At 58.2% G+C, this 17,964-nt stretch carries 18 protein-coding genes and 5 pseudogenes; 9 read left to right on the top strand and 14 right to left on the bottom strand.

What is annotated here, in order from left to right:
• Window positions 1-418 precede the first annotated feature (418 nt).
• Window positions 419-1,492, top strand: a complete 1,074-nt coding sequence (locus LJ656_RS34425) for a DUF3800 domain-containing protein (RefSeq protein WP_230513888.1) — start codon at window positions 419-421, stop codon at window positions 1,490-1,492.
• A 190-nt stretch (window positions 1,493-1,682) separates the two neighbouring features.
• On the opposite strand, the gene LJ656_RS34420 is transcribed toward LJ656_RS34425, so the two are convergent.
• From LJ656_RS34420 to LJ656_RS35255, 7 genes and pseudogenes are all read right to left on the bottom strand, one after another.
• Window positions 1,683-2,450: a hypothetical protein gene (locus LJ656_RS34420; RefSeq protein ID WP_230513887.1), complete on the bottom strand. Its 768-nt coding sequence runs from the start codon at window positions 2,448-2,450 to the stop codon at window positions 1,683-1,685.
• A 161-nt stretch (window positions 2,451-2,611) separates the two neighbouring features.
• Window positions 2,612-2,800, bottom strand: a complete 189-nt coding sequence (locus LJ656_RS34415) for a DUF7669 domain-containing protein (RefSeq protein ID WP_230513886.1) — start codon at window positions 2,798-2,800, stop codon at window positions 2,612-2,614.
• 169 nt (window positions 2,801-2,969) lie between these two features.
• Window positions 2,970-3,635: a plasmid fertility inhibition factor family protein gene (locus LJ656_RS34410; protein ID WP_230513885.1), complete on the bottom strand. Its 666-nt coding sequence runs from the start codon at window positions 3,633-3,635 to the stop codon at window positions 2,970-2,972.
• Between the two features lie 773 nt (window positions 3,636-4,408).
• Window positions 4,409-6,061: pseudogene (locus LJ656_RS34405) on the bottom strand (IS3 family transposase).
• Window positions 6,062-6,079: 18 nt separating this feature from the next.
• Window positions 6,080-6,241: a hypothetical protein gene (locus LJ656_RS35260; RefSeq protein WP_425606078.1), complete on the bottom strand. Its 162-nt coding sequence runs from the start codon at window positions 6,239-6,241 to the stop codon at window positions 6,080-6,082.
• Between the two features lie 381 nt (window positions 6,242-6,622).
• Window positions 6,623-7,819 carry a BLUF domain-containing protein gene (locus LJ656_RS34390; protein WP_230513884.1) on the bottom strand — a complete coding sequence of 399 codons (1,197 nt, stop codon included), beginning with the start codon at window positions 7,817-7,819 and terminating at the stop codon, window positions 6,623-6,625.
• 115 nt (window positions 7,820-7,934) lie between these two features.
• Window positions 7,935-8,282: an IS66 family transposase gene (locus LJ656_RS35255; RefSeq protein WP_425606079.1), complete on the bottom strand. Its 348-nt coding sequence runs from the start codon at window positions 8,280-8,282 to the stop codon at window positions 7,935-7,937.
• Window positions 8,283-8,370: 88 nt separating this feature from the next.
• Here LJ656_RS35255 and LJ656_RS34385 point away from each other — a divergent pair, with 88 nt between their 5' ends.
• Window positions 8,371-8,598, top strand: coding sequence for a response regulator transcription factor (locus LJ656_RS34385; RefSeq protein WP_230513883.1), 228 nt, complete (start codon window positions 8,371-8,373; stop codon window positions 8,596-8,598).
• A 12-nt stretch (window positions 8,599-8,610) separates the two neighbouring features.
• Here the strand turns inward: LJ656_RS34385 and LJ656_RS34380 are convergent, their stop codons facing one another.
• From LJ656_RS34380 to LJ656_RS34360, 5 genes and pseudogenes are all read right to left on the bottom strand, one after another.
• Window positions 8,611-8,847, bottom strand: a complete 237-nt coding sequence (locus LJ656_RS34380; protein ID WP_230513882.1) for a response regulator — start codon at window positions 8,845-8,847, stop codon at window positions 8,611-8,613.
• 101 nt (window positions 8,848-8,948) lie between these two features.
• Window positions 8,949-9,692, bottom strand: coding sequence for a response regulator transcription factor (locus LJ656_RS34375; RefSeq protein ID WP_230513881.1), 744 nt, complete (start codon window positions 9,690-9,692; stop codon window positions 8,949-8,951).
• Window positions 9,693-10,090: 398 nt separating this feature from the next.
• Window positions 10,091-10,246, bottom strand: coding sequence for a hypothetical protein (locus LJ656_RS34370; RefSeq protein WP_230513880.1), 156 nt, complete (start codon window positions 10,244-10,246; stop codon window positions 10,091-10,093).
• 207 nt (window positions 10,247-10,453) lie between these two features.
• Window positions 10,454-10,732: a hypothetical protein gene (locus LJ656_RS34365; RefSeq protein ID WP_230513879.1), complete on the bottom strand. Its 279-nt coding sequence runs from the start codon at window positions 10,730-10,732 to the stop codon at window positions 10,454-10,456.
• 442 nt (window positions 10,733-11,174) lie between these two features.
• Window positions 11,175-11,324, bottom strand: a pseudogene (locus tag LJ656_RS34360) (IS6 family transposase); the annotation flags it as partial.
• 456 nt (window positions 11,325-11,780) lie between these two features.
• Here LJ656_RS34360 and LJ656_RS34355 point away from each other — a divergent pair.
• Window positions 11,781-12,065, top strand: a pseudogene (locus LJ656_RS34355) (transposase); the annotation flags it as partial.
• Between the two features lie 225 nt (window positions 12,066-12,290).
• Here LJ656_RS34355 and LJ656_RS34350 read toward each other — a convergent pair.
• Window positions 12,291-12,965 carry an IS110 family RNA-guided transposase gene (locus tag LJ656_RS34350; protein WP_230513878.1) on the bottom strand — a complete coding sequence of 225 codons (675 nt, stop codon included), beginning with the start codon at window positions 12,963-12,965 and terminating at the stop codon, window positions 12,291-12,293.
• Window positions 12,966-12,983: 18 nt separating this feature from the next.
• Entirely contained in the window at window positions 12,984-13,331 is a 348-nt protein-coding gene (locus LJ656_RS34345; RefSeq protein ID WP_230513877.1) for an IS110 family transposase, read from the bottom strand.
• A gap of 66 nt (window positions 13,332-13,397) precedes the next feature.
• On the opposite strand from LJ656_RS34345, the pseudogene LJ656_RS34340 reads away from it, so the two are divergent.
• The 6 genes and pseudogenes from LJ656_RS34340 to LJ656_RS34315 all read left to right on the top strand — a co-directional run.
• Window positions 13,398-14,111, top strand: a pseudogene (locus LJ656_RS34340) (IS3 family transposase); the annotation flags it as partial.
• 106 nt (window positions 14,112-14,217) lie between these two features.
• On the top strand, window positions 14,218-14,601 hold the full coding sequence (gene tnpA / locus LJ656_RS34335) for an IS66-like element accessory protein TnpA (protein ID WP_230513876.1): 384 nt from the start codon (window positions 14,218-14,220) through the stop codon (window positions 14,599-14,601).
• The gene (gene tnpB / locus LJ656_RS35250) at window positions 14,522-14,944 is read left to right on the top strand and encodes an IS66 family insertion sequence element accessory protein TnpB (RefSeq protein WP_425606077.1); all 423 of its coding nucleotides are present in this window, start codon (window positions 14,522-14,524) and stop codon (window positions 14,942-14,944) included. Before tnpA ends, tnpB begins: the two co-directional genes overlap by 80 nt.
• A 51-nt stretch (window positions 14,945-14,995) precedes the next feature.
• Window positions 14,996-16,567, top strand: coding sequence for an IS66 family transposase (gene tnpC / locus LJ656_RS34325; protein WP_230513875.1), 1,572 nt, complete (start codon window positions 14,996-14,998; stop codon window positions 16,565-16,567).
• A gap of 162 nt (window positions 16,568-16,729) precedes the next feature.
• Window positions 16,730-17,392, top strand: a complete 663-nt coding sequence (locus LJ656_RS34320) for a hypothetical protein (RefSeq protein WP_230513874.1) — start codon at window positions 16,730-16,732, stop codon at window positions 17,390-17,392.
• A 93-nt stretch (window positions 17,393-17,485) separates the two neighbouring features.
• Window positions 17,486-17,779: pseudogene (locus LJ656_RS34315) on the top strand (transposase domain-containing protein); the annotation flags it as partial.
• Between the last annotated feature and the right edge of the window lie 185 nt (window positions 17,780-17,964).

Genomic DNA, 17,964 nt, shown 5'->3' with positions numbered 1-17,964 from the left:
ACATTACAACGAACGGCACCCGCATAAGGCACTGAAGTACCGTTCCCCCCGGGAGTTCCGCCGAACCGCTGCATCATCAACTTAACGGTGTCCGAGTGTCCTGAGTTACAGGGTCAACTCCACCAGGTGACTGACCAAGCACGGAAATCGCAGCTCCACAACATCTTTGTTGCGGTCACGAGAGCGACCCGGATGGTAGCCATAGCGCTCCACGTGGACCGGATGCCCAAAGAGGCGCTCCCGAAAATGGAAGGTGCAGGGTGGGATATCTGGAACTGGAGCTAGTGGATCACAAAGATGGCTTGGCGGAATATCAACGGATGCATCTCAATGGCAATCTTTCGAACTGGTAGCATGTTGCTCGGCTGCTCAGTCGACAAATCCGAACGACATGCAGCACCTCCAAACGCGACACAACGTGAACATCTATTTCGACGAGTCTGGTAACACCGGCGTCAATCTGTCTGATCCGGCGCAACCCGTATTTGCATTGGCGTCGGTATCGCTGGAAATCGACGTGGCACGCTCCTTGGCCGAGTCACTCGTGCGCCCTGGCCAGCATGAAGCCAAATATACATCGCTGAGCGCGTCGACTGCTGGTCAGCGCGCACTCATCGAGCTTTTCAAGTCGCCTCATCTGAGCCCAGCGACAGCGAAGGTCGCTGTGACGGACAAGCGTTATTACCTCATATCGCATCTCGTCGATAAATTGATCGAACCTGTTTTTCATGTAAAAGGCATCGATCTTTACGCTGGGGCGCGCCATGTTGAATACGCCAACGTTCTATACCAAGCAGGGCAAATCCTCTTTCCTGAAGGTGGATGGCAGAACATTCTTGACAGCTTCCTGAAGACGCTTCGGGACGATAGCGATCTTGTACTGCAGAACCTGGAGGCTGCGGTTCTTGAGGCGGCGCGAAAGGCGCCCCCTGGATATGACGTGTTTGTCGTCCCGTTGACGCTTGGCGCCCGCAATGCCGGAACTTTGCTAGAAGGACTCGCAGGTCTTGGTACATTTGATCCTGCAATCGACGCCTTCAACGCGGTGGTGCAGGCCTGGATGAGTGGAACCACTGAGCCACTATGCGTGGTTCACGACACGTCGAAGCCGATGAAGAAGGCCGAGAGCTTCTTACGGCAACTGATGTCGAGTAGCGTTGAAAGCCGAACGATCGGGTATGAAAACCGGACAGCCGTGCTTCCAATGCGGGTCTCGACCTTGGATTTCGCCGACTCGCGCGAGCATCCACAGTTGCAGATCGCCGATATCCTTGCCGGAGCCGCACGTGACTGCATTACAGCGAGACTTAGCTCCAAAAAATGGACGACATTCCACGAGACGGCACTACCTCTGATAGATACTTTTGTTGTGAACAGAATGCTTCCGAATCCGGCGTCGATCAGCGTCGCTGAGCGTCTGCCAGCGCCAGGGAGTGTGAGTCTCGTGGACGGAGCCGTCCGCTTTTTGATGGAAACGGGATACGCCTTTTAAGCCATCTGGCTTGCAGCTCACGCCTGCCTGCCGGTTGCTTATGCTCCCGTCTCTGCCCGATTGCTATCGAGGATTGGGGGGCAAATCTTGCCTGTGCATGGTCGTGCCGTCCTCGCAGCGCGAGAAGGGCGAGGGCGCCAATACCGCGCCCGTAGTCAAACAGCTCGCTCGTACACTAGGCTCTGCGTTCTCACGTCGTCTGAGGCGGCCGTGCCTCGGCGGCTCGTGCAGCCGGCGGCGACATCGACGCAAGCAGGCGCTCCAAAAACGGTGGCAGCACGCGGCACAGGTTTATCCGGCCGGTCAGTTCGGCCTTATAGTCATCAAGTTTCGCAGCATCAAACAGCCCGCCGAGGTGTATCTGGCCGACTTCGCCCAGCATCATCCGACTGCCGATCGTCACCTTGCCGCAGTGGCTGAAGGCGTTGTAGTGCTTCTTCGCGCGGCGCAGTTGTTGGACAGCGCCGGCCGCAATCCCAAGTGCGACCGCGTTCCACTCAAGTTGCTGGACCGCGCGTACGCCTTCCGTACGCCTATCATCTGCCCACAACTTTTCCCAGTAACGCGCGCGGACCATCCCCTGTTTCTTGTTCATATCGAGCACCAGCAGATCGTCGGTTGAGCACAGGATGGATATGGCGATCCCCTCAATGACCTGTCGCATCAGGTTCCCCGCCGCGGCCAGCTTGCCAGTCAGAAGCAACTTCGTCGAGGTCACCAGGTCATCAAGGACGCCAACTGCAAAGCCGCTGACCAACGCATTGCGCTGCGTCTCTGCGCGATTGGCCATGTCATTGATTAAGCCAACCACGTGAAAGCAGTTGGCGAGCGCGTTACATAGCTCGTGGAGTGGTTCGCTCAGTTGTGCGCGAAACTGATCCTTGACCGACTGGTCATTGTCGAACAGTTCGGCTAGTAGTGCGTCTGGATTCGTTGGATCGATCGTTGGCGTCGTCATCGGTGAGCTCTCAGTGGACACGGCGAAGCGGCGCCAGCCATAAGCTACTACCAGACGGACGCTTACGGGAAGTGTAGCCGTGCTCCCGCGATACTCCAGGCCCAGCGTGCGATATGTCCACGTGGCAGTCGCGACGCCGCCGCACATACAAACGTGTGCGTCTAGCTCACCCGGCCGACACGGTTCACTGTCCAAATGGCGATCTGTGCGTTGATGGTGGCTTGGTTAAGATCCGGCCACTCGTGCAACAGAAGTTGCTTGATCTCCGCGTTGCTTGTTTCGCGGCCGAGTGGCGCCACGGCGCGGATCAGCTGCCAGATAGGAGGACGCGGGCTGTAACTCGTACTCATGGCTTTGCTCCCTGATTTCTTGTATTGTCGCCGGGCACCTGGCGCGGACAGGATTGAACCACGACGCTACGAACGCAAGCCAGCACAAATGTGTTGCTTCGCCGACGAGCCGACGCAAACTAGGAAATCGCTACGACGTCTGACGGCTGTTCAGGCGACGCGGCTTATTTCACGCGGCCCAGATTGGCAAACCATGTGCCTTGAGTTTCTCGTGGAAGGTGCGATTTTGATCAAGACGCTCAAGGTGCCCGATATCCGGAACCAGCTCTAAAACAGGGCAGGGCGTACTTTCACGCGCGCCAGCAATGTGATGTAGAATCGCTGCATCTTCCTTGCCACACATTACCGGGAAACGTTCGGCGCCAGCCACCAGCAGCCAGATGGTGCGTGTAATTCCGTTCGTGAAGCTGACGTATGGATGTCGTTCAGGCTCCCGAGCAGTCGATCTCGCAGCGGGAAATACGCGCCGAACCCATCGAACAAAGCGTCCGGATGCGACAACGCCATGAGCCAGCTCGTCGTCGAGCCAAAACCCTGCATTCACCTCGGCAAGAGGAACCGGATTCCCCCAGCCTGACTCGAACCCTTCCTCGGCATCGTGAAATTTGTAGTCATTTCGCCAACCCACCTCGTCCAGGTGCGCGATTTCCGGATGACTGCTTTTTGGGCCACGCCAGGCATTAACGAAGCGCGCCGCATCGACCTCGACAACCGATTGCGAACGCTCCGATTCTGAAACCCGCATCCAAACGTCGCCCCGTTGCTTCGTCGGCACACAGAAAATGGCGTAGCGTTTCAGCGCACCCATGGTCTCGAGATGAGAGAAGGTTTTCATATCGGATCAGCTTGATGAATCGCCCGTCTACCGCGGACATAAAGCAGGCACGAGAAAGTTAGCGCTCGGGAACCTGCTTCAAATGAGTATTCAACGAGAATACGGTAGCGCGCCAGGCAACCTGTGACCGGACCGGAATCGGCCAAGCGAGCCTCACTAGGTCAGCGCTCCCCCAAGAAAACGACGATACCACCTAAAGTTACCATGAAAAGTCCCCAGCGCGTTCTTTCCACCTAAAGCATGATTTATTGGTTGCGAAGCGTCGATGCGGCAATTTCAGATGGCATTAGGTGGATTTCAGGCGATTTTCAGAGCAACTTTGCGTTGATCCTCTTTGGTTCTCCTATCATTGCAGCTGATATGAAAAATGTTGATAATTTATATTATGTCAAATATAAGAGACATCCCTTCCCAACCCCTGCAACCAAATTCGCTGCCGGCGAACACGATCACGTAGCTTGATGTAATCGTCGACGCCGCACCGATCAGGTACTGACGATTAACTCCCGAATCCGACGATTCGCCTCGTCGCCATCGTACAGCTCATGCCAATGCATGGTCGACTCAAAATGAGGAATCTCGACCGGCAGCAGATAGATGCAAAATTGCTTCAACTCATTGAAGACCTCAGCGGGCGGCCAGGCGGCGTGGCGGTGCGAGCAGATCTCATTTCTGCGACGGCGTTGCGTTTTGCTCGTGCGACCAGGATCCTTACGTGTTAGCGCCGATGCAAAACTGACCCACCGGGGGTGCGGCTAAATTTTTGGACTGGTTTATGCTGCAATTCGGAGACTCTCTCGGTATTCGATCGGGCTGAGGGAGCGAGCGAGACATTGATCCGCTTTGCGTTGTACCAGCGGATATAAGAGTCAACCACCTCGATGAACTGCTCAATGGTTGTAGCCCGCCAGTCACGAGGATAGAACAGTTCGGTCTTCAGCCGCCCGAAGAAACATTCACAGGCTGCATTATCGGGGGAGCATCCTTTGCGTGACATCGAGCGGATGAGCCTGGCGTCGCGCATCCGTGAGAGCCATCCCGGCCAGCGATAGTGCGCACCGCGATCGGAATGGACCACAAGCCGTTCCTCGCTGTTGGCCATCGTGCTAATCGCCGCATCCAGCATGATATTTACGAGTTCAGCGTCCGGCCGCGTGCCAATTGTCGAGCTCACGACAAGACCGGCGAAGCAGTCAATCACCGGCGACATATACACCTTGCCTGCCGGAATCTGAAATTCGGTAATGTCGGTGAGCCACTTTCTGTTCGGTGCGGTCGCACGGAAGTCACGATTGATGAGGTTCTCCGGCGCGGGACCGATTTCGCCGCGGTACGAGCCATAGCGACGTCGCCTGGTCGTGGCAGCGGCCAGACCGTCCTGTCGCATCAAACGTCGCACGACCTTCTCCGAAATGAAGACCTGCTGCCTGCCCAGTGCTGCGCGTGTGCGACGATAGCCGTAGCAGTGGTGTTTGAGTTCAAAGATGTTCGCGATGACGCTGCGTGCGACAGAATACTTGTCAGCGACGAGCAGGCGTGCACAGTGATAGAAGTAGGAACTGCGAGCAAGTCCCAGCACGGCTAACAGCTCCGGCAACGCGTAGGCCTGTTCCAGGGCATCAACCAGCATGTATTCTCCCGGTTGATCAGGAGCTGCGGGTTGACGCCCACTTCTTTTTTTGTCAGTTCATTCGCCTTTTCATGATGTCGTGCTCGAGCTGCAGTTGCCGGATGTCGCGCCGAAGCGATTCGACCTGCTGCTGTAGTTCCGCACGCTTATGGTCCGGTGCTGGCTTCTTCTGGCGCTACATGGATGCTGGGGCCTCACGACCGAGTAGCTGGTTCTTCCAGTTGAAGAGCGTCGGCCTGCTCACGCCTGCCTTCTGGGCAATCAGGCGCACGCTTCCTTCTCTAGTGCACAGTTCGACCACTGCCGCCTGCCTCACCTCCTGCGACTTCGGAACACTGCCAGCTACCCTGCCGACAATGCGTTTTCCGATCTCGGGGCGAAGTTCCTCGATCCAGGCCGCAAGCGTCTCACGACTCGGATATCCAAGAGCTCTCAAGGTAGCATCTGCACAACGGTCATGGCTCAGATAATGATCGACGGCCGCCTTCTTCTGTTCGATCGAATACCTCGACCTCGAACGGAGATAGCCGGCCGGCAAATCATGACACCGTTCGTATTCGCGATGCCAGGACTTGAGAGAATTCTTCGTTGGGTAGGAGTTCAGCACCTTTCTGAAGAAGCGCTTCGCGGCGGCCTTGTCGCGGTGCTTTTGCAGCAGCACATCCAGTTCGACACCGTGCTCATCCACCGCGCGCCAGAAGACATAAGGCTCACCGCGCAGTTTCACGAGCAGCTCGTCAAGATGCCACGTCGTGCCCGTGCGCAGCCGCACCGCTTTCACCCGACAGGTGAACATCGAGCCGAACCGGTCACACTAGTTGCGCACCGACTCGTACGTGACTGTCACACCGCGCTCGAGCAGCAATTCCTCAATGTCGCGCAGGCTCAGGTTGAAGCGGTGGTACCAGCGCATCGCGCGGCTAACGACTGCAGATGGAAAACGGAAGCCGTGATACGGCGAGGGGCTCTTCTTCATCCCGCCATTCTAGCGAGCGCCACCTTCAACTTGACAACGCCCCGAACCCGACCGATGCCCGGGCTCAATGAGCTTAGGTGCGCGTGCGTCATTCTGAGTGGCATCGAATTTGATGCACATGATCAAGAATAGCCAGTTGCAATGTTTGATCAACACTCCGCTATCTTCCCCTAAGCAATTTTACTCATTGGTTTCATAAGTTATCCTTCACATATCTCTCTTGCCTATCCCGCTTTCCTTACTACGACAGAACCCAATAAACAGGTGTCGGAGTGCAGGTTCAAGCCGCACTTATCCGCAACAGTGCACGATCGGGTTACTCGAACATTTTCCCTTTGCGTCACGGTCGCTCGGCAGCGATGTGTTGTGACAAACCACAAATTAAATCGGCCGCGCCTGTATAGGTAAGCCGTCAGTTTCGTCTATGGAGTTGACGGCACTAGCGATATGGCACAACTTTTCAATAAGAGATTGGTCCGTTCCCGACCATGCCTTCAGGATCTCTTCAAGTCGCTCCGAGCCGCCGGCGTCGCCGTTGAAGTAACCCATCGACCAATCACAGAAGCGGCGGGTACTGTGCGAGTTAACCGCGATAATCCTCATGTCGGAGTGGCGCACATCAGCCGCGATCCGGCGAAGACATGCAGTGACGGCCTCACGTTCCCCTTCAAGGTACTGGATGAAATTGTGGCCCGCGAGGATAAGAATGCCGGTCACCGAATCAGCGCGATTGCGCAGTCGCGACTGGGCAAGAATCGAGAGTACCTCATTGTTTCCTGTTTCTGGCGCAACGTTGCTAATGTAAACCGCACTGAAATATTTTGTATTATGATTCGCTGTCCGCGAGACAGGACGTGTTTCGCTGGTTGTGAGAAAGCTTCGGGTAAACGGATCGACTTCCGGAAGGAGTGCCCCGATCAGGAACCCCCGTTGCGTGCGCCTCATAATCAGTCGACCTTGATGTTTGGCAGCTGAAAAAGCGACAAAGGCCAGGCCTAAACCGAAACCGCCCATATTAGTGTCGGCGTCGGAATTCAACTGAACAAATCGCGCTGCGGCGCGGCCCGCCTCGAACGCCGGTATGCCCGTCCCTTCGTCCTCCACGCCAATTAACAGACCTTGCGCCACACCCGATAAAATGCAGTGCACGGTCGACTCACTGGGCCCGTATTTCAATGCATTGTCGAGCAGATTGGTGACGAGGCGAGCCAGCAGTATCCTGTCAGCATAACGCTCGACGGACGTATCGGGTACGTCGACGCAAATCCGGCATCGTTTTGCTAAGGCCTGTTCCCAAAGCTGATCCGCAGCGACGATAAGCAGGTCGTTCAGGTTAATCAATTCGAACTGCGGAGACTCCGATTGCGCGCGAGCCAGATGTAGATAGCCTTCGACCAGCTGTAGCGTATTAGTGACTTGCATACCGATACGTTCCAGAAGGGGCGTCAACTTCCCGTGTTCTGCGCGATAGAGTTCAAGGAGTGTCAGAATGGACAATTGTGGCGAGCGTAAGTCATGGCAAAGAAATTGCATGGCATCGTCGCGATCGTGGCCGCCTGGATGGGATTTGCCGTTCATTTGGCGTCTCCAGAACTACATTGCCCAGTTCTTCAACTATACTCTATACAAAGATGGCCCGTCACTGGATGCGAAGGCGTACGCGGAAGGGCGAAGGCAAGTGGAGAAAGACTTCCTACTTTCGTAAAGCGCCTGGCTTTGAATGCCTGAGAAAGTCCAGGGAATTAGGTTTGACTTCTTCAAGCAGCGTTTCGAGCTTTGCCCTGAGCCACGCTTCGTAGCCTTGAAGCAGCGGTCTGGCTTTCTCCTGCCGTATTCGCAGCCGAACGGCTGCGGGCCTGCCGCGAATTGAGGCCTCGATGTCTTGGAGCGCGCAAGTATTCGAGTGCTTTTTGTGTTGCGTCAGACGGCGTGCGCAAGTGGATGTCGTAGAACTTTCTCCTCGCGTGGCGTGGCATGCCGCCTCACGTATCGAGCCAGCACGGAACAATTCGTCGAAGCCCGCGTAGGCGTCCGCTTGCAGAATTCCATCGCCGGGTATGCTGCGGCTACAATCGGCTCCTTGGACGCTACCGCGACGTCAAATCCTGAACCTCAATCGAATCGTCGCGGTGGCCGTCGATGACAAATCCGTTCGCCGCGCCCTCAAGCGTCTTCTGCACTGCGCAATAGAGGCAGAGACATTTCCCGACGGCGAGGCATTTCTTGACGCGCTGTCGTCGGCAGCTTGGTTTCAGCCCGCCTGCGCAATCGAGGACTTCCAGATGCCGGGGATTAACGGGCGGGAACTGCAGGGCCCCATTGGCGCCGACTGGCGCGCCCGTCATTACCGCGAGTGACGATCCAGCCGTTCACGAGAAAGCCTTCGCGTTAGGTGCCCCACGTTGCCTGACAAAACCGATTCCTGGCATCTGCAGATCAAGTAAGACGCACGAGGGCTGATTCGTCAGATCGGTGCGCGCCAGCAAGGTCTCCGGACTGTCCAGCGATTCGACGTTGTAACCGGACGCGCGCAGCAATCTCGCGAGTGCGGCGCGCACGCTGTCCTCGTCGTCCACGATAAATACCCGGTTCGCGTTCTGGCTCATGATGCACTGGCGCACACAGGCGAATTGTTCATCATTGCTACGCTCCGTCGATACGACGGTTTTGTGCGAGTAGTCCGACGCCCTGGCTACCTTTTGCGCCCCTACGGACGCAAGTTGACAAGGCCTGCCTGTGCCCTGCCTTCACGGCTCGGATCCGGCCCACACAGCCGTTCAAGGCGGTATCCGTACCCGTAGACAGGAGCGAGCCGATAGCCACTCTCCGGACGCAGCCCCAGTTTCTGACGCAACGTCGACACGTGGGTATCCATGGTTCGCGAGAGGATGTCAGGCGGCTGTCTCCACACCCGCTCGGCAATGTGCGCCCGCGACAGCGGCCGCCCGAGATGCTGGAACAGCAGCAGGGCCAGTTTGAATTCGCGCTGGGTCAGCTTCACCGCCTCGCCCTTCCTCAGAACCTGTTCCGCACGCAGGTCAAACTCGATGTCGTCAAAGACCTCTTTCGTCGCCTTCGGATCGATCGCATACATCCGCCGCATCAGTGCGGCGACGCGGGCAAGCAGCACCGGCGATGAAACGGGTTTGACGAGATAGTCATCCGCCCCTTCGTTCAGGATCGAGGTGATGTCATTCTCGCGACCGTACGAGGTCAGAAAGATCACCGGCACCCGGGCCGCCCCACCCTCCCTGGCCCAGTGCAGCACCTCGCGGCCGGTCATGTCGGGAAGCTGCCAGTCGAGGATCAGCAGATCGAACGTTTCCCGGCGCAGGGCCTGAACCAGCGCGGCGCCCCGGTCGAAGTGATGACAGTGATGGCCCGCGGCGGTCAGCGTCTCCAGTACCGACGCTGCAAGAACCGGGTCGTCTTCCAGCAGTGCAATTCTCATCGCGCCCTCCGCGCATGCCTTCCGGTTCTCCGGATCTGTAATTGGCATCTCCAAGCATTCTAGGGAGTCCTGCGGGAATATTCACTTCATGCGAACCCGGTATGCAGCCCGGTTCGCGGTCATGCGCCGGCGCCCTCATCCGGCGGCACGTCGGCCGTGACCGACTGGGTGACGCAGCGATGACGGAACGCTTGCCGCAGAGTCAGGCAGCGTTGCGGCCACGGCGATCGCGGTCCATCAACAGCGAATTGTGCACCGCGATGGGCATGGTGGACCGCAGCATGGGCTCCAGCAGGGTAACGCCGCGATCGGCGATCCCGGTGGCTTCCGCGATCGCCTTGCCCGGCAGGCAGCATGGAGCAGCTGGGTCTACTCAGGGAGCGCGGTGTGCCGGCCACCTAGACCTGTCTTCCGTCCACTGACAGACCCGGAGAGGTCGCGGGCGACACCACCTGCAGCAGCGGGACACCGGTCACCGCCAGCGTCTGCGCGATCACGCCCATGGCAGGCACGGCGGTGAACACCGCGGCCGGCGCGAGGGTCTTGATAAGCACGGCACTTCCAACGGATGAAAACCCCACGTGCCTGACCGGCAGCCCGTCGCGTTTCCTCGCGTTTCACCGCCCTGACGGACGCGGGCGGTGGCGCTGGCCGCCCGCGGCACGCGCGGTCGGCGACCGGGCGGGCGCCTGCCACGACTGACGGGTACACGACTTCCGATAACCTAGGGATAGCGCTTTTCATGCCGGGGCCTGAACGTTTCACTGAGCGCTGACCGGTTGCGATTGCGTCTGGATCTGCGGTTGCGACCGGAGTTCCTGCTGGCCCTGAGCCTGAGCTTGGGCCTGTGCGTGCTTCCTGGCAAGGTGGCGGCCGACAATGCACCCGCCTACCGCGCCAACGACGGCATGGTGCCCCGCGTAGTGACCGGCGACACCGCCGGCAACAGCTCCCTTGATGCAGCCCGCCGCGGTGGCGGAGTTCGCCAGCACGAAGAACGGAAGTGCCAAAGCGATGACAGGAAGTTTCATTCTGTTCATGATGTGGTGCGCTGTAAGGTTCGTAAAAAAGCGCGCCGACCGGGTTGGAGGTGGCGCGCGAAAGACAACTCCCTGTTGCAAGGGTCGCTCGGTCAAGGGGCGACGGCTGAAATGCTACCTGCGCCTGCAAGCGGAAATTGATAAGGAACGTCAGCCGGCCGCATTCAGCGGAATGATCTGCGGACCGGCCTTTGGCTGGTCGAGGTAGTCGGCCCACTGCGGCGTTATCTCACTGCGTTGAGGCAGGCATACGTGTTGGTACACGGTCCACGAGCGATGGCTCATAACTGTTTTATTTTAAAAACAGGCAAGTTGCGCGTTGCGTTTCTGTGGAAGACGCTGTCGCGTCGCGGCCTGAGTTCGCGACATCGATCGGACCAACGCCATAAGAAGACGACTCGATTCTGTTCCCCTTTGAGAACAGGGTCCGACATGTTCAATGTAGTTGTCCGTGAACCGAAGCGAAGCGGTGTAGTTGGCAGGTCGATTTGAAGCGACGCATGACCATCTCGCGAACCCGCGTTGGCTCATGCGAATTCTCCGCCGGGTTGTCCAACCCTTTATGCTGCCGGTGTTCGACGTTCAACCCAAGATTCAGATGAGGAAAAAGTTAACTGTTGTCAAACGGAGTTGGTTAGTAGGCTCATGGATGGCTCCCTCGGCGTAGGGTTGAGGCCGCCGCGTGCTGGCTTTTTTCGTCCACACGGTTATCCTCCGAAACTAACTAGAGGTTGGAGCTCGGCGTCGTGATGATGTGCAGCTAGCCAGACTTCGCCTGACCATCCTTATCAATTGTCCGCTGCGATCGGGCCTAGTATGGAGCCCGTCGCCTCACTACCAGTGGGCGATTGCCTCAGTAACTTGTCGTCTTGTAGCGCGCCGACTTTCCCCCGGGGTTGGCGCGTTTTTTTACGGTTCGATCGAACAGCCAAACTGTGCAAACGGTTCCGCCTGTGGCCCTCCTCGGCAACTGATCTGCTGCAGAAATCCTGGACAGAAATGAGTGTTAGTGTTTCGGAGCGATTTCCCCTGTCATGGGAGGTTGGCGATGAAACGCAAACAGTATTCTGTAGAACAGATCGTGGCCGCGCTCAAGCAGGCCGAACTGGGCATGCCGGTGGCGGACCTGATCCGTCAGCTGGGCATTTCCGAGCAGACGTACTATCGCTGGAAGAGGCTGTATGCAGGCCTGGAGTCGAATCAGGTCCGCGAACTCAAGCAGCTCCAGGATGAGAATGCGCGGCTCAAGAAGCTGGTTGCAGAACTCAGTCTGGACAAGGCGATCCTGCAGGATATCGCCATAAAAAATGTATGGTCCGCTCCGGCTTTGCAAGGCGAACGTTGTCGATCTGACGCATGTCAGTTTGCGTAAATGTATCCGGCCTCGCGCAAGTCGAACGCTTTTGGCGTTCAGGCCATGATGAGATCTGCGCGTACCGTTCCTAATAAGTTGGCTCGGGCTTGCTAGCCCGCTTTTTTGACCAAGGCTTACAGCACGCCAGTCAACTGTTGCGTCATCTCGATTCCACGTCCCTGCAAACTTGAGGTCGATTCGGTTCTAAAAGCGAGGATCCATCTTCTCGTACAGGGCTCCCGGACGCGTGAGCACAACCCACGCGACGCGAGCAAGTTTGTTCGCCAGCGCTATCACAACCTTGTTGTGATGTATGCTGCTCTCGAGCGTATCGAGCCATTGCCCGAGCCGATCTCTTGAGCGATCCAGATGCATCAGATAGAACTGAGCGCCCAATACAAGTAAGCGGCGCAGGTACGTATTGCCGCGTATGCTGATGCCCGGGAGCGTTGGCTTGCCGCCGGTCGTATGCTGACGCGGAACGAGGCCGATCCACGCAGCCAAGTCGCGTCCGCTGCGGAACTGCTTGCCGTTTCCAATGGCCGCGCACAAAGCGCTTGCCCCAAGCGGGCCAATTCCAGGAATCGTCGTGAGGCGCTGTACGACATCGTGCTTGGCGGACGCTTCGATCTGACTGGAAAGTGCAGCGACGCGCTCGTCTATGCGCAGGAAGTCCGACCACAGATCCGTCAGCAGTTGTCGCATGGTCGGCGTCAGATCGTTGGAATCATCCGAGAGAATGCGCGTGGCATCGCGTCGGAACATACCGATGCAGGCGTGAATTGCGATGCCGTATTCGAGCAGAAAGCAGCGAAACTGACTCACGAGAGCCGTGCGCTGGTGAACGAATTGGGCACGCACCCGATGTAGCGCTTGCATGTCAAGTTGCTCGTGGCGTTAGGCAGGGACGAAGCGCATCGTTGGGCGCGTTACAGCTTCGGCGATTGCCTCGGCGTCGAGCGTGTCGTTCTTGTTCGACTTCAGGTAGGGTTTGACGAATTGGGCTGCTATCAGTTTTACGTCATGGCCGAGCGCGATCAGTTTCCTTGCCAGCCAATGCGCTCCGGGACAAGCTTCCATGCCCACGCGCGCGGGAGAAGCTGTCGCAAAGAACTGTAGCAACACGTCGCGACGAAGCTTGATTCTCAGGGTGGGCCGTCCATGTTGGTCGGCTCCGGCGATGTGAAACGTCGTCTTGCCCAGGTCGACACCGTAGACGGCGCAGCTGTGAGGAACGATACGCATGATCATTCTCCGACGGTTTCAGGGGCTTCAGTATCCCCCTTCGGGGAGGGGCGGACCAGCCTATTAGTGGCCCCGCCCGTGCTGAAGAGGGACCCAGTGACCTACATCATGGGTCACTACGGTCTTCCGACGCAGCAGGCGTGTCGTCTGGTCAGACAGGCGCGCAGCACCCACTACTATCGCAGCGTCAAGGATCCGCAGACGGCATTGCGCCAGCGTATGCGCGAGATCGCGCAGGCCCGGGTGCGATACGGTTACCGACGCGTACACGTGCTGCTCAAACGCGAAGGTTGGCGTGTGAGTCGTAACGGGGTCTATCGGCTGTACGCCGACGAACAGCTGCAGCTACGCTCGAAGGTGCCCAGACGACGCAAGATGGTGGTGGCGCGCCGTGAAAGGTGCGTGCCGGTCCGGCCTGACGAAGTCTGGAGTCTGGATTTCGCGGCCGATCAGCTGGCCAATGGCACCCGCCTGCGCGCCTCCACGGTCGTGGACGTCTTCAGCCGTGAGGCACTCGCCATTGAGGTCGGACAGCGCCTGCGCGCAGAAGACGTTGTGTCGGTGCTGAACCGGCTGGTAGCGCAACGTCGGGCGCCACGGTTCCTGTTCGCCGATAACGGCAGCGAGTTCTCAGGCCGTCTGCTGGATATGTGGGCCTACCACTACAAGGTACAGATCGACTTCAGCCGTCCAGGCAAACCCACCGATAACAGCTTCATCGAGACGTTCAATGGTTCATTCCGGGACGAATGCCTGAACCTGCACTGGTTCGAATCTCTGTAAGCACGAGACCAGTACCGTCTGTGAACGCTCGGTGACGAGTGCCATGATGTCCTGTGAAGGACACGAATGACCGGTCGTGTCCAAGATAGGAGTTGTGGACAGAGTGACTCAGACAGTCGAGATCCCGCCGAAACGGCAAACTCGCCGACATCCCACGGAATGGAAGCGGAACATCGTCGCGCTGACATTCGAACCTGGCGCGTCGGTCGCCCGTGTTGCTCGCGAGAACGGCATCAATGCCAATCAGGTGTGGGCATGGCGCCGCCTCCATGCGCAAGGCCTGCTAACAGACGATGCGATTCCAGAGGCAATGCTGCCGGTTATCGTCAACGAAACTTCTCAGCCGTCGACGGCGCTCGAAATGTCGACTGCGACCGATATATCGTCTGGCTCGATTCAGATTCAACATGGCAAGACATCGATTCGCATCGAAGGCGCGCCGGACCCCGACGTGCTGCGTTCTGTTCTCGATCGCATTTTACGATGATCGGTCTGCCTCAAAACACGCGGATCTGGATCGCGCGGGCGTCACCGATATGCGATGCGGCTTCAATTCGTTGGCCGCAAAGGTACAGACGGTGCTGGAGAAAGATCCGTTCTCTGGACACGTGTTCGTGTTCCGGGGCAAGCGCGGTGACCTGCTGAAGTGCTTGTATTGGAGCGACGGCGGGCTATGTTTATTGGCGAAGCGGCTCGAAAAAGGACGCTTTGCTTGGCCCCGTGCCGACTCTGGCGTGGTCACGCTGACAACCGCTCAGCTGTCGTTGTTGCTCGAGGGCTTCGATTGGCGACAGCAGGTCGAAGCCGCGCGCCCACGTAGTGCGCTGTAAACCATTGTTAACTGGCGTTCGCGTGATCGTGGGCAGTCGTAAACTGTCCTTATGGAATCGACCTCGACCGCGCTGCCCGACGACATCAACGCTCTGAAAGCGTTGCTGCTTGAGCGTGATGCTCAGGTTGCTGAGCTGCGAAAGCAGCTCTCATCGCGGGCACGCGAAATCGAGCATCTGAAGCTCACGATCGCGAAACTGCGTCGAATGCAGTTCGGCCGGAAATCGGAGAAACTAGATCGCCAGATCGAACAGCTCGAATTGCGGCTGGAGGATCTGCAGGCCGACGAAGGCGCCGCCGATGTAGCAGCCGCTCCCGAGGCAAAGCGGCCGCGCCGCGAAGGTCCGAGCCGCAAGCCGCTACCCGAACATCTTGAACGCGAAGAGCGCGTCCATCTGCCCGCCGATGATGACTGCACCGATTGCGGTGGGCTGCTCAAGCCGTTGGGCGAAGACGTCGCGGAGCAACTCGAATACGTGCGTGCGCACTTCCGTGTGATCCGTCATCGCCGCCCGAAGCTAGCCTGCGCGCGCTGTGATTGCATCGTGCAGGCCGCGGCGCCGAGCCGCCCGATCGATCGGGGCATCCCGGGTCCGGCGCTGCTCGCCCACATCGCCGTGTCGAAGTTCGCGTACCACCTCCCCCTGTACCGCCAGGCGGTGATGTACGCGCGTGACGGCGTCGAGATCGATCCCGGCGCGATGGGCTACTGGATGGGTAGCATCACGGCGCTGCTCGCACCGTTGGTCGACGCCGTGCGCCGCTACACGCTGGCCTGCGGTAAGGTGCATGCGGACGACACACCGCTGCCGGTGCTGGCGCCGGGCAACGGTCGCACGAAGACAGGACGTCTCTGGGTCTACGTGCGCGATGATCGGCCGAGCGGCTCCGACGAACCGCCGGCGGCCTGGTTCGCCTACACGTCCGATCGCCGCGGTGAGCATCCGCAGCAACATCTCGCTGACTTCGCCGGTGTGCTGCTGGCTGACGCGTTCGCTGGCTATGCCGAGCTGTATCTCGACGGCCGCGTCCAGGAAGCCGCGTGTATGGCTCACGCGCGCCGGAAGATCCACGACCTGCATGCGGTGCGCCCCAATGCCGTGACGGAGGAGGCGCTGCGCCGGATCGGCGCGCTGTACAAGATCGAAGAGCAGATCCGGGGCAAGCCGCCCGACGAACGACGCGGTGTGCGCCAAGCGCGGGCAGTGCCGCTGCTCGATGACATGAAGCGCTGGTTCGAAGCGACGCTTGCCACGCTCTCTGCAAAATCTGACACGACCAAGGCGATTCGGTACGCGCTGAATCGCTGGTCGGCGCTCGTCTACTACTGCAGCGATGGGTGTGCGGAGATCGACAACCTGATCGCCGAACGCGCACTGCGAGGCGTCGCTCTCGGACGGCGGAACTATCTGTTCGCCGGCGCCGACTCTGGCGGCGAACGTGCCGCCGCGATGTACAGCCTGATCGGCACGGCACGTTTGAACGGCCTCGATCCCGAGGCATACCTCGCCTACGTGCTCGAACGAATCGCGGATCATCAGGCCAACTGCATCGACAAGCTGCTGCCGTGGAACGTGGCACCGTTGCTGCCGTCGACCGCACGCGTTGAACCGATCCGATAGCATCCGACTTCCCGCCGCACAACAATCTGAAATATAAAGGTGCCAATGCGGGCCGAAGAATATTGCGCGAGCCAGAGGAAAGTGCATCGGCAGTGCGGTAGAGTTGTCTGCGCCCCACCGGGGCGCTTAGAAGTGGCGTAATGGGTAAAATCGGGACCTGATTTGAAGGGGAAAAATGAAAAAATCGTTGATCTTAGTGGCTACATTGTTATATTCCGCGGTCGTTCAAGCGCAAATAAGAGGCCACACGGCTCCGATAATATTGAGCCATCGGTTTGCGATTCAGATTACGTAGCAATCGCGAAGAAGAAATTCACGCTTGCCCTTGATGTTGTTAATCAAGCTACGCCAGTCGTGTCAGCAGAAAAAATTAAAGAACTATCCGATGAAGAGGATCGAATATCCGAACATTGTCCAATACCGCAGTCTGGTGTGCCGGACGTAATGTTTTGTCGCGAGCCGATATATTACAAAGAAAATCGGGAGGCTTGGAGGGCGCTGCGCTCAACGCCAGAATATATAGAGTGGAAACTGCATGAGGAAGTCGATTTTCTTCGTCCGGTTCTTCCGGAAATTGATCGATACACGAGCAGCAATATAGTGCATGCTCGATTTTATGGGGTAAAGGGCAATATCTGGTTGCTTACCATGCTTGGTAGCGATTTCGCAAAACTTTACCCTCCGGTTGACCCAGGCGAGCCGGACCCTATGTTTTTGAACAGATCAAAAGTGATAGGGCCTTTGCAAGATGCGCGAGACGGCTTGTTCGACATCTTGCGCTGCGATGCTAATAAAACCGCAACGACGCCACAGACGCCTCATTAAAAGCTATGCGGGCATCGCAGATACTCTCTTCATGAACGTGAACGGCAAGAACACCGCCCGCTGCGCGCGTGAGTGTGCGCGCTTGCCGTCGCAAAAAACTGGTTCGAAGCGACGCTTGCCACGCTCTCAGCAAAAACTGACGCGGCCAAGGCGATTCGGTACGCGCCGAATCGCTGGCCGGCGCTCGTCTACTACCGCAGCGATGGGTGTGCGGAGATCGACAACCTGATCGGCACGGCACGCCTGAACGGCCTCGATCCCGAAGCGTATCTCGCCTACGTGCTCAAGCGCATTGCTGACCATCCGATCAACCGCATCGACGAACTGCTGCCGTGGAACGTGGCGCCGTCGCTGCCGTCTACTGCTCACGTCGAGCCCATCCGATAGCATCACGACTCACCGTCGTCAACGGCCTACGCTACGGTGCTGATCGAGTGCTTACGAATCTCTGGTAAGCGCGCAGAAACCGACGTCTGGCACTCAGGGATCTGACCGTGCAGGCTATGTCCACTGATTTTCAGTGGACACCTTATGACAGAACAGCACTCAGAATCGTCGTGCCTGAAGGTCGT

Origin of the sequence: Paraburkholderia sejongensis (genome assembly GCF_020880815.1) — a bacterium.
In the GTDB taxonomy this organism is placed as follows: Bacteria; Pseudomonadota; Gammaproteobacteria; order Burkholderiales; family Burkholderiaceae; genus Paraburkholderia; species Paraburkholderia sejongensis.
Note: the sequence above shows the minus strand (reverse complement) of the source record. Positions and strands in the feature narration are given on the sequence as shown.

Bases quoted from the DNA above. Each gene is read 5' to 3' on its own strand.
- LJ656_RS34420 (WP_230513887.1), bottom strand. From the start codon at position 2,450: ATGACGACGCCAACGATCGATCCAACGAATCCAGACGCACTACTAGCC.
- LJ656_RS34415 (WP_230513886.1), bottom strand. From the start codon at position 2,800: ATGAGTACGAGTTACAGCCCGCGTCCTCCTATCTGGCAGCTGATCCGC.
- LJ656_RS34410 (WP_230513885.1), bottom strand. From the start codon at position 3,635: ATGAAAACCTTCTCTCATCTCGAGACCATGGGTGCGCTGAAACGCTAC.
- LJ656_RS35260 (WP_425606078.1), bottom strand. From the start codon at position 6,241: ATGAAGAAGAGCCCCTCGCCGTATCACGGCTTCCGTTTTCCATCTGCA.
- LJ656_RS34390 (WP_230513884.1), bottom strand. From the start codon at position 7,819: ATGAACGGCAAATCCCATCCAGGCGGCCACGATCGCGACGATGCCATG.
- LJ656_RS34380 (WP_230513882.1), bottom strand. From the start codon at position 8,847: ATGAGCCAGAACGCGAACCGGGTATTTATCGTGGACGACGAGGACAGC.
- LJ656_RS34375 (WP_230513881.1), bottom strand. From the start codon at position 9,692: ATGAGAATTGCACTGCTGGAAGACGACCCGGTTCTTGCAGCGTCGGTA.
- LJ656_RS34365 (WP_230513879.1), bottom strand. From the start codon at position 10,732: ATGAACAGAATGAAACTTCCTGTCATCGCTTTGGCACTTCCGTTCTTC.
- LJ656_RS34350 (WP_230513878.1), bottom strand. From the start codon at position 12,965: ATGCAAGCGCTACATCGGGTGCGTGCCCAATTCGTTCACCAGCGCACG.
- LJ656_RS34345 (WP_230513877.1), bottom strand. From the start codon at position 13,331: ATGCGTATCGTTCCTCACAGCTGCGCCGTCTACGGTGTCGACCTGGGC.
- tnpB (WP_425606077.1), top strand. From the start codon at position 14,522: ATGGCAAGACATCGATTCGCATCGAAGGCGCGCCGGACCCCGACGTGC.
- tnpC (WP_230513875.1), top strand. From the start codon at position 14,996: ATGGAATCGACCTCGACCGCGCTGCCCGACGACATCAACGCTCTGAAA.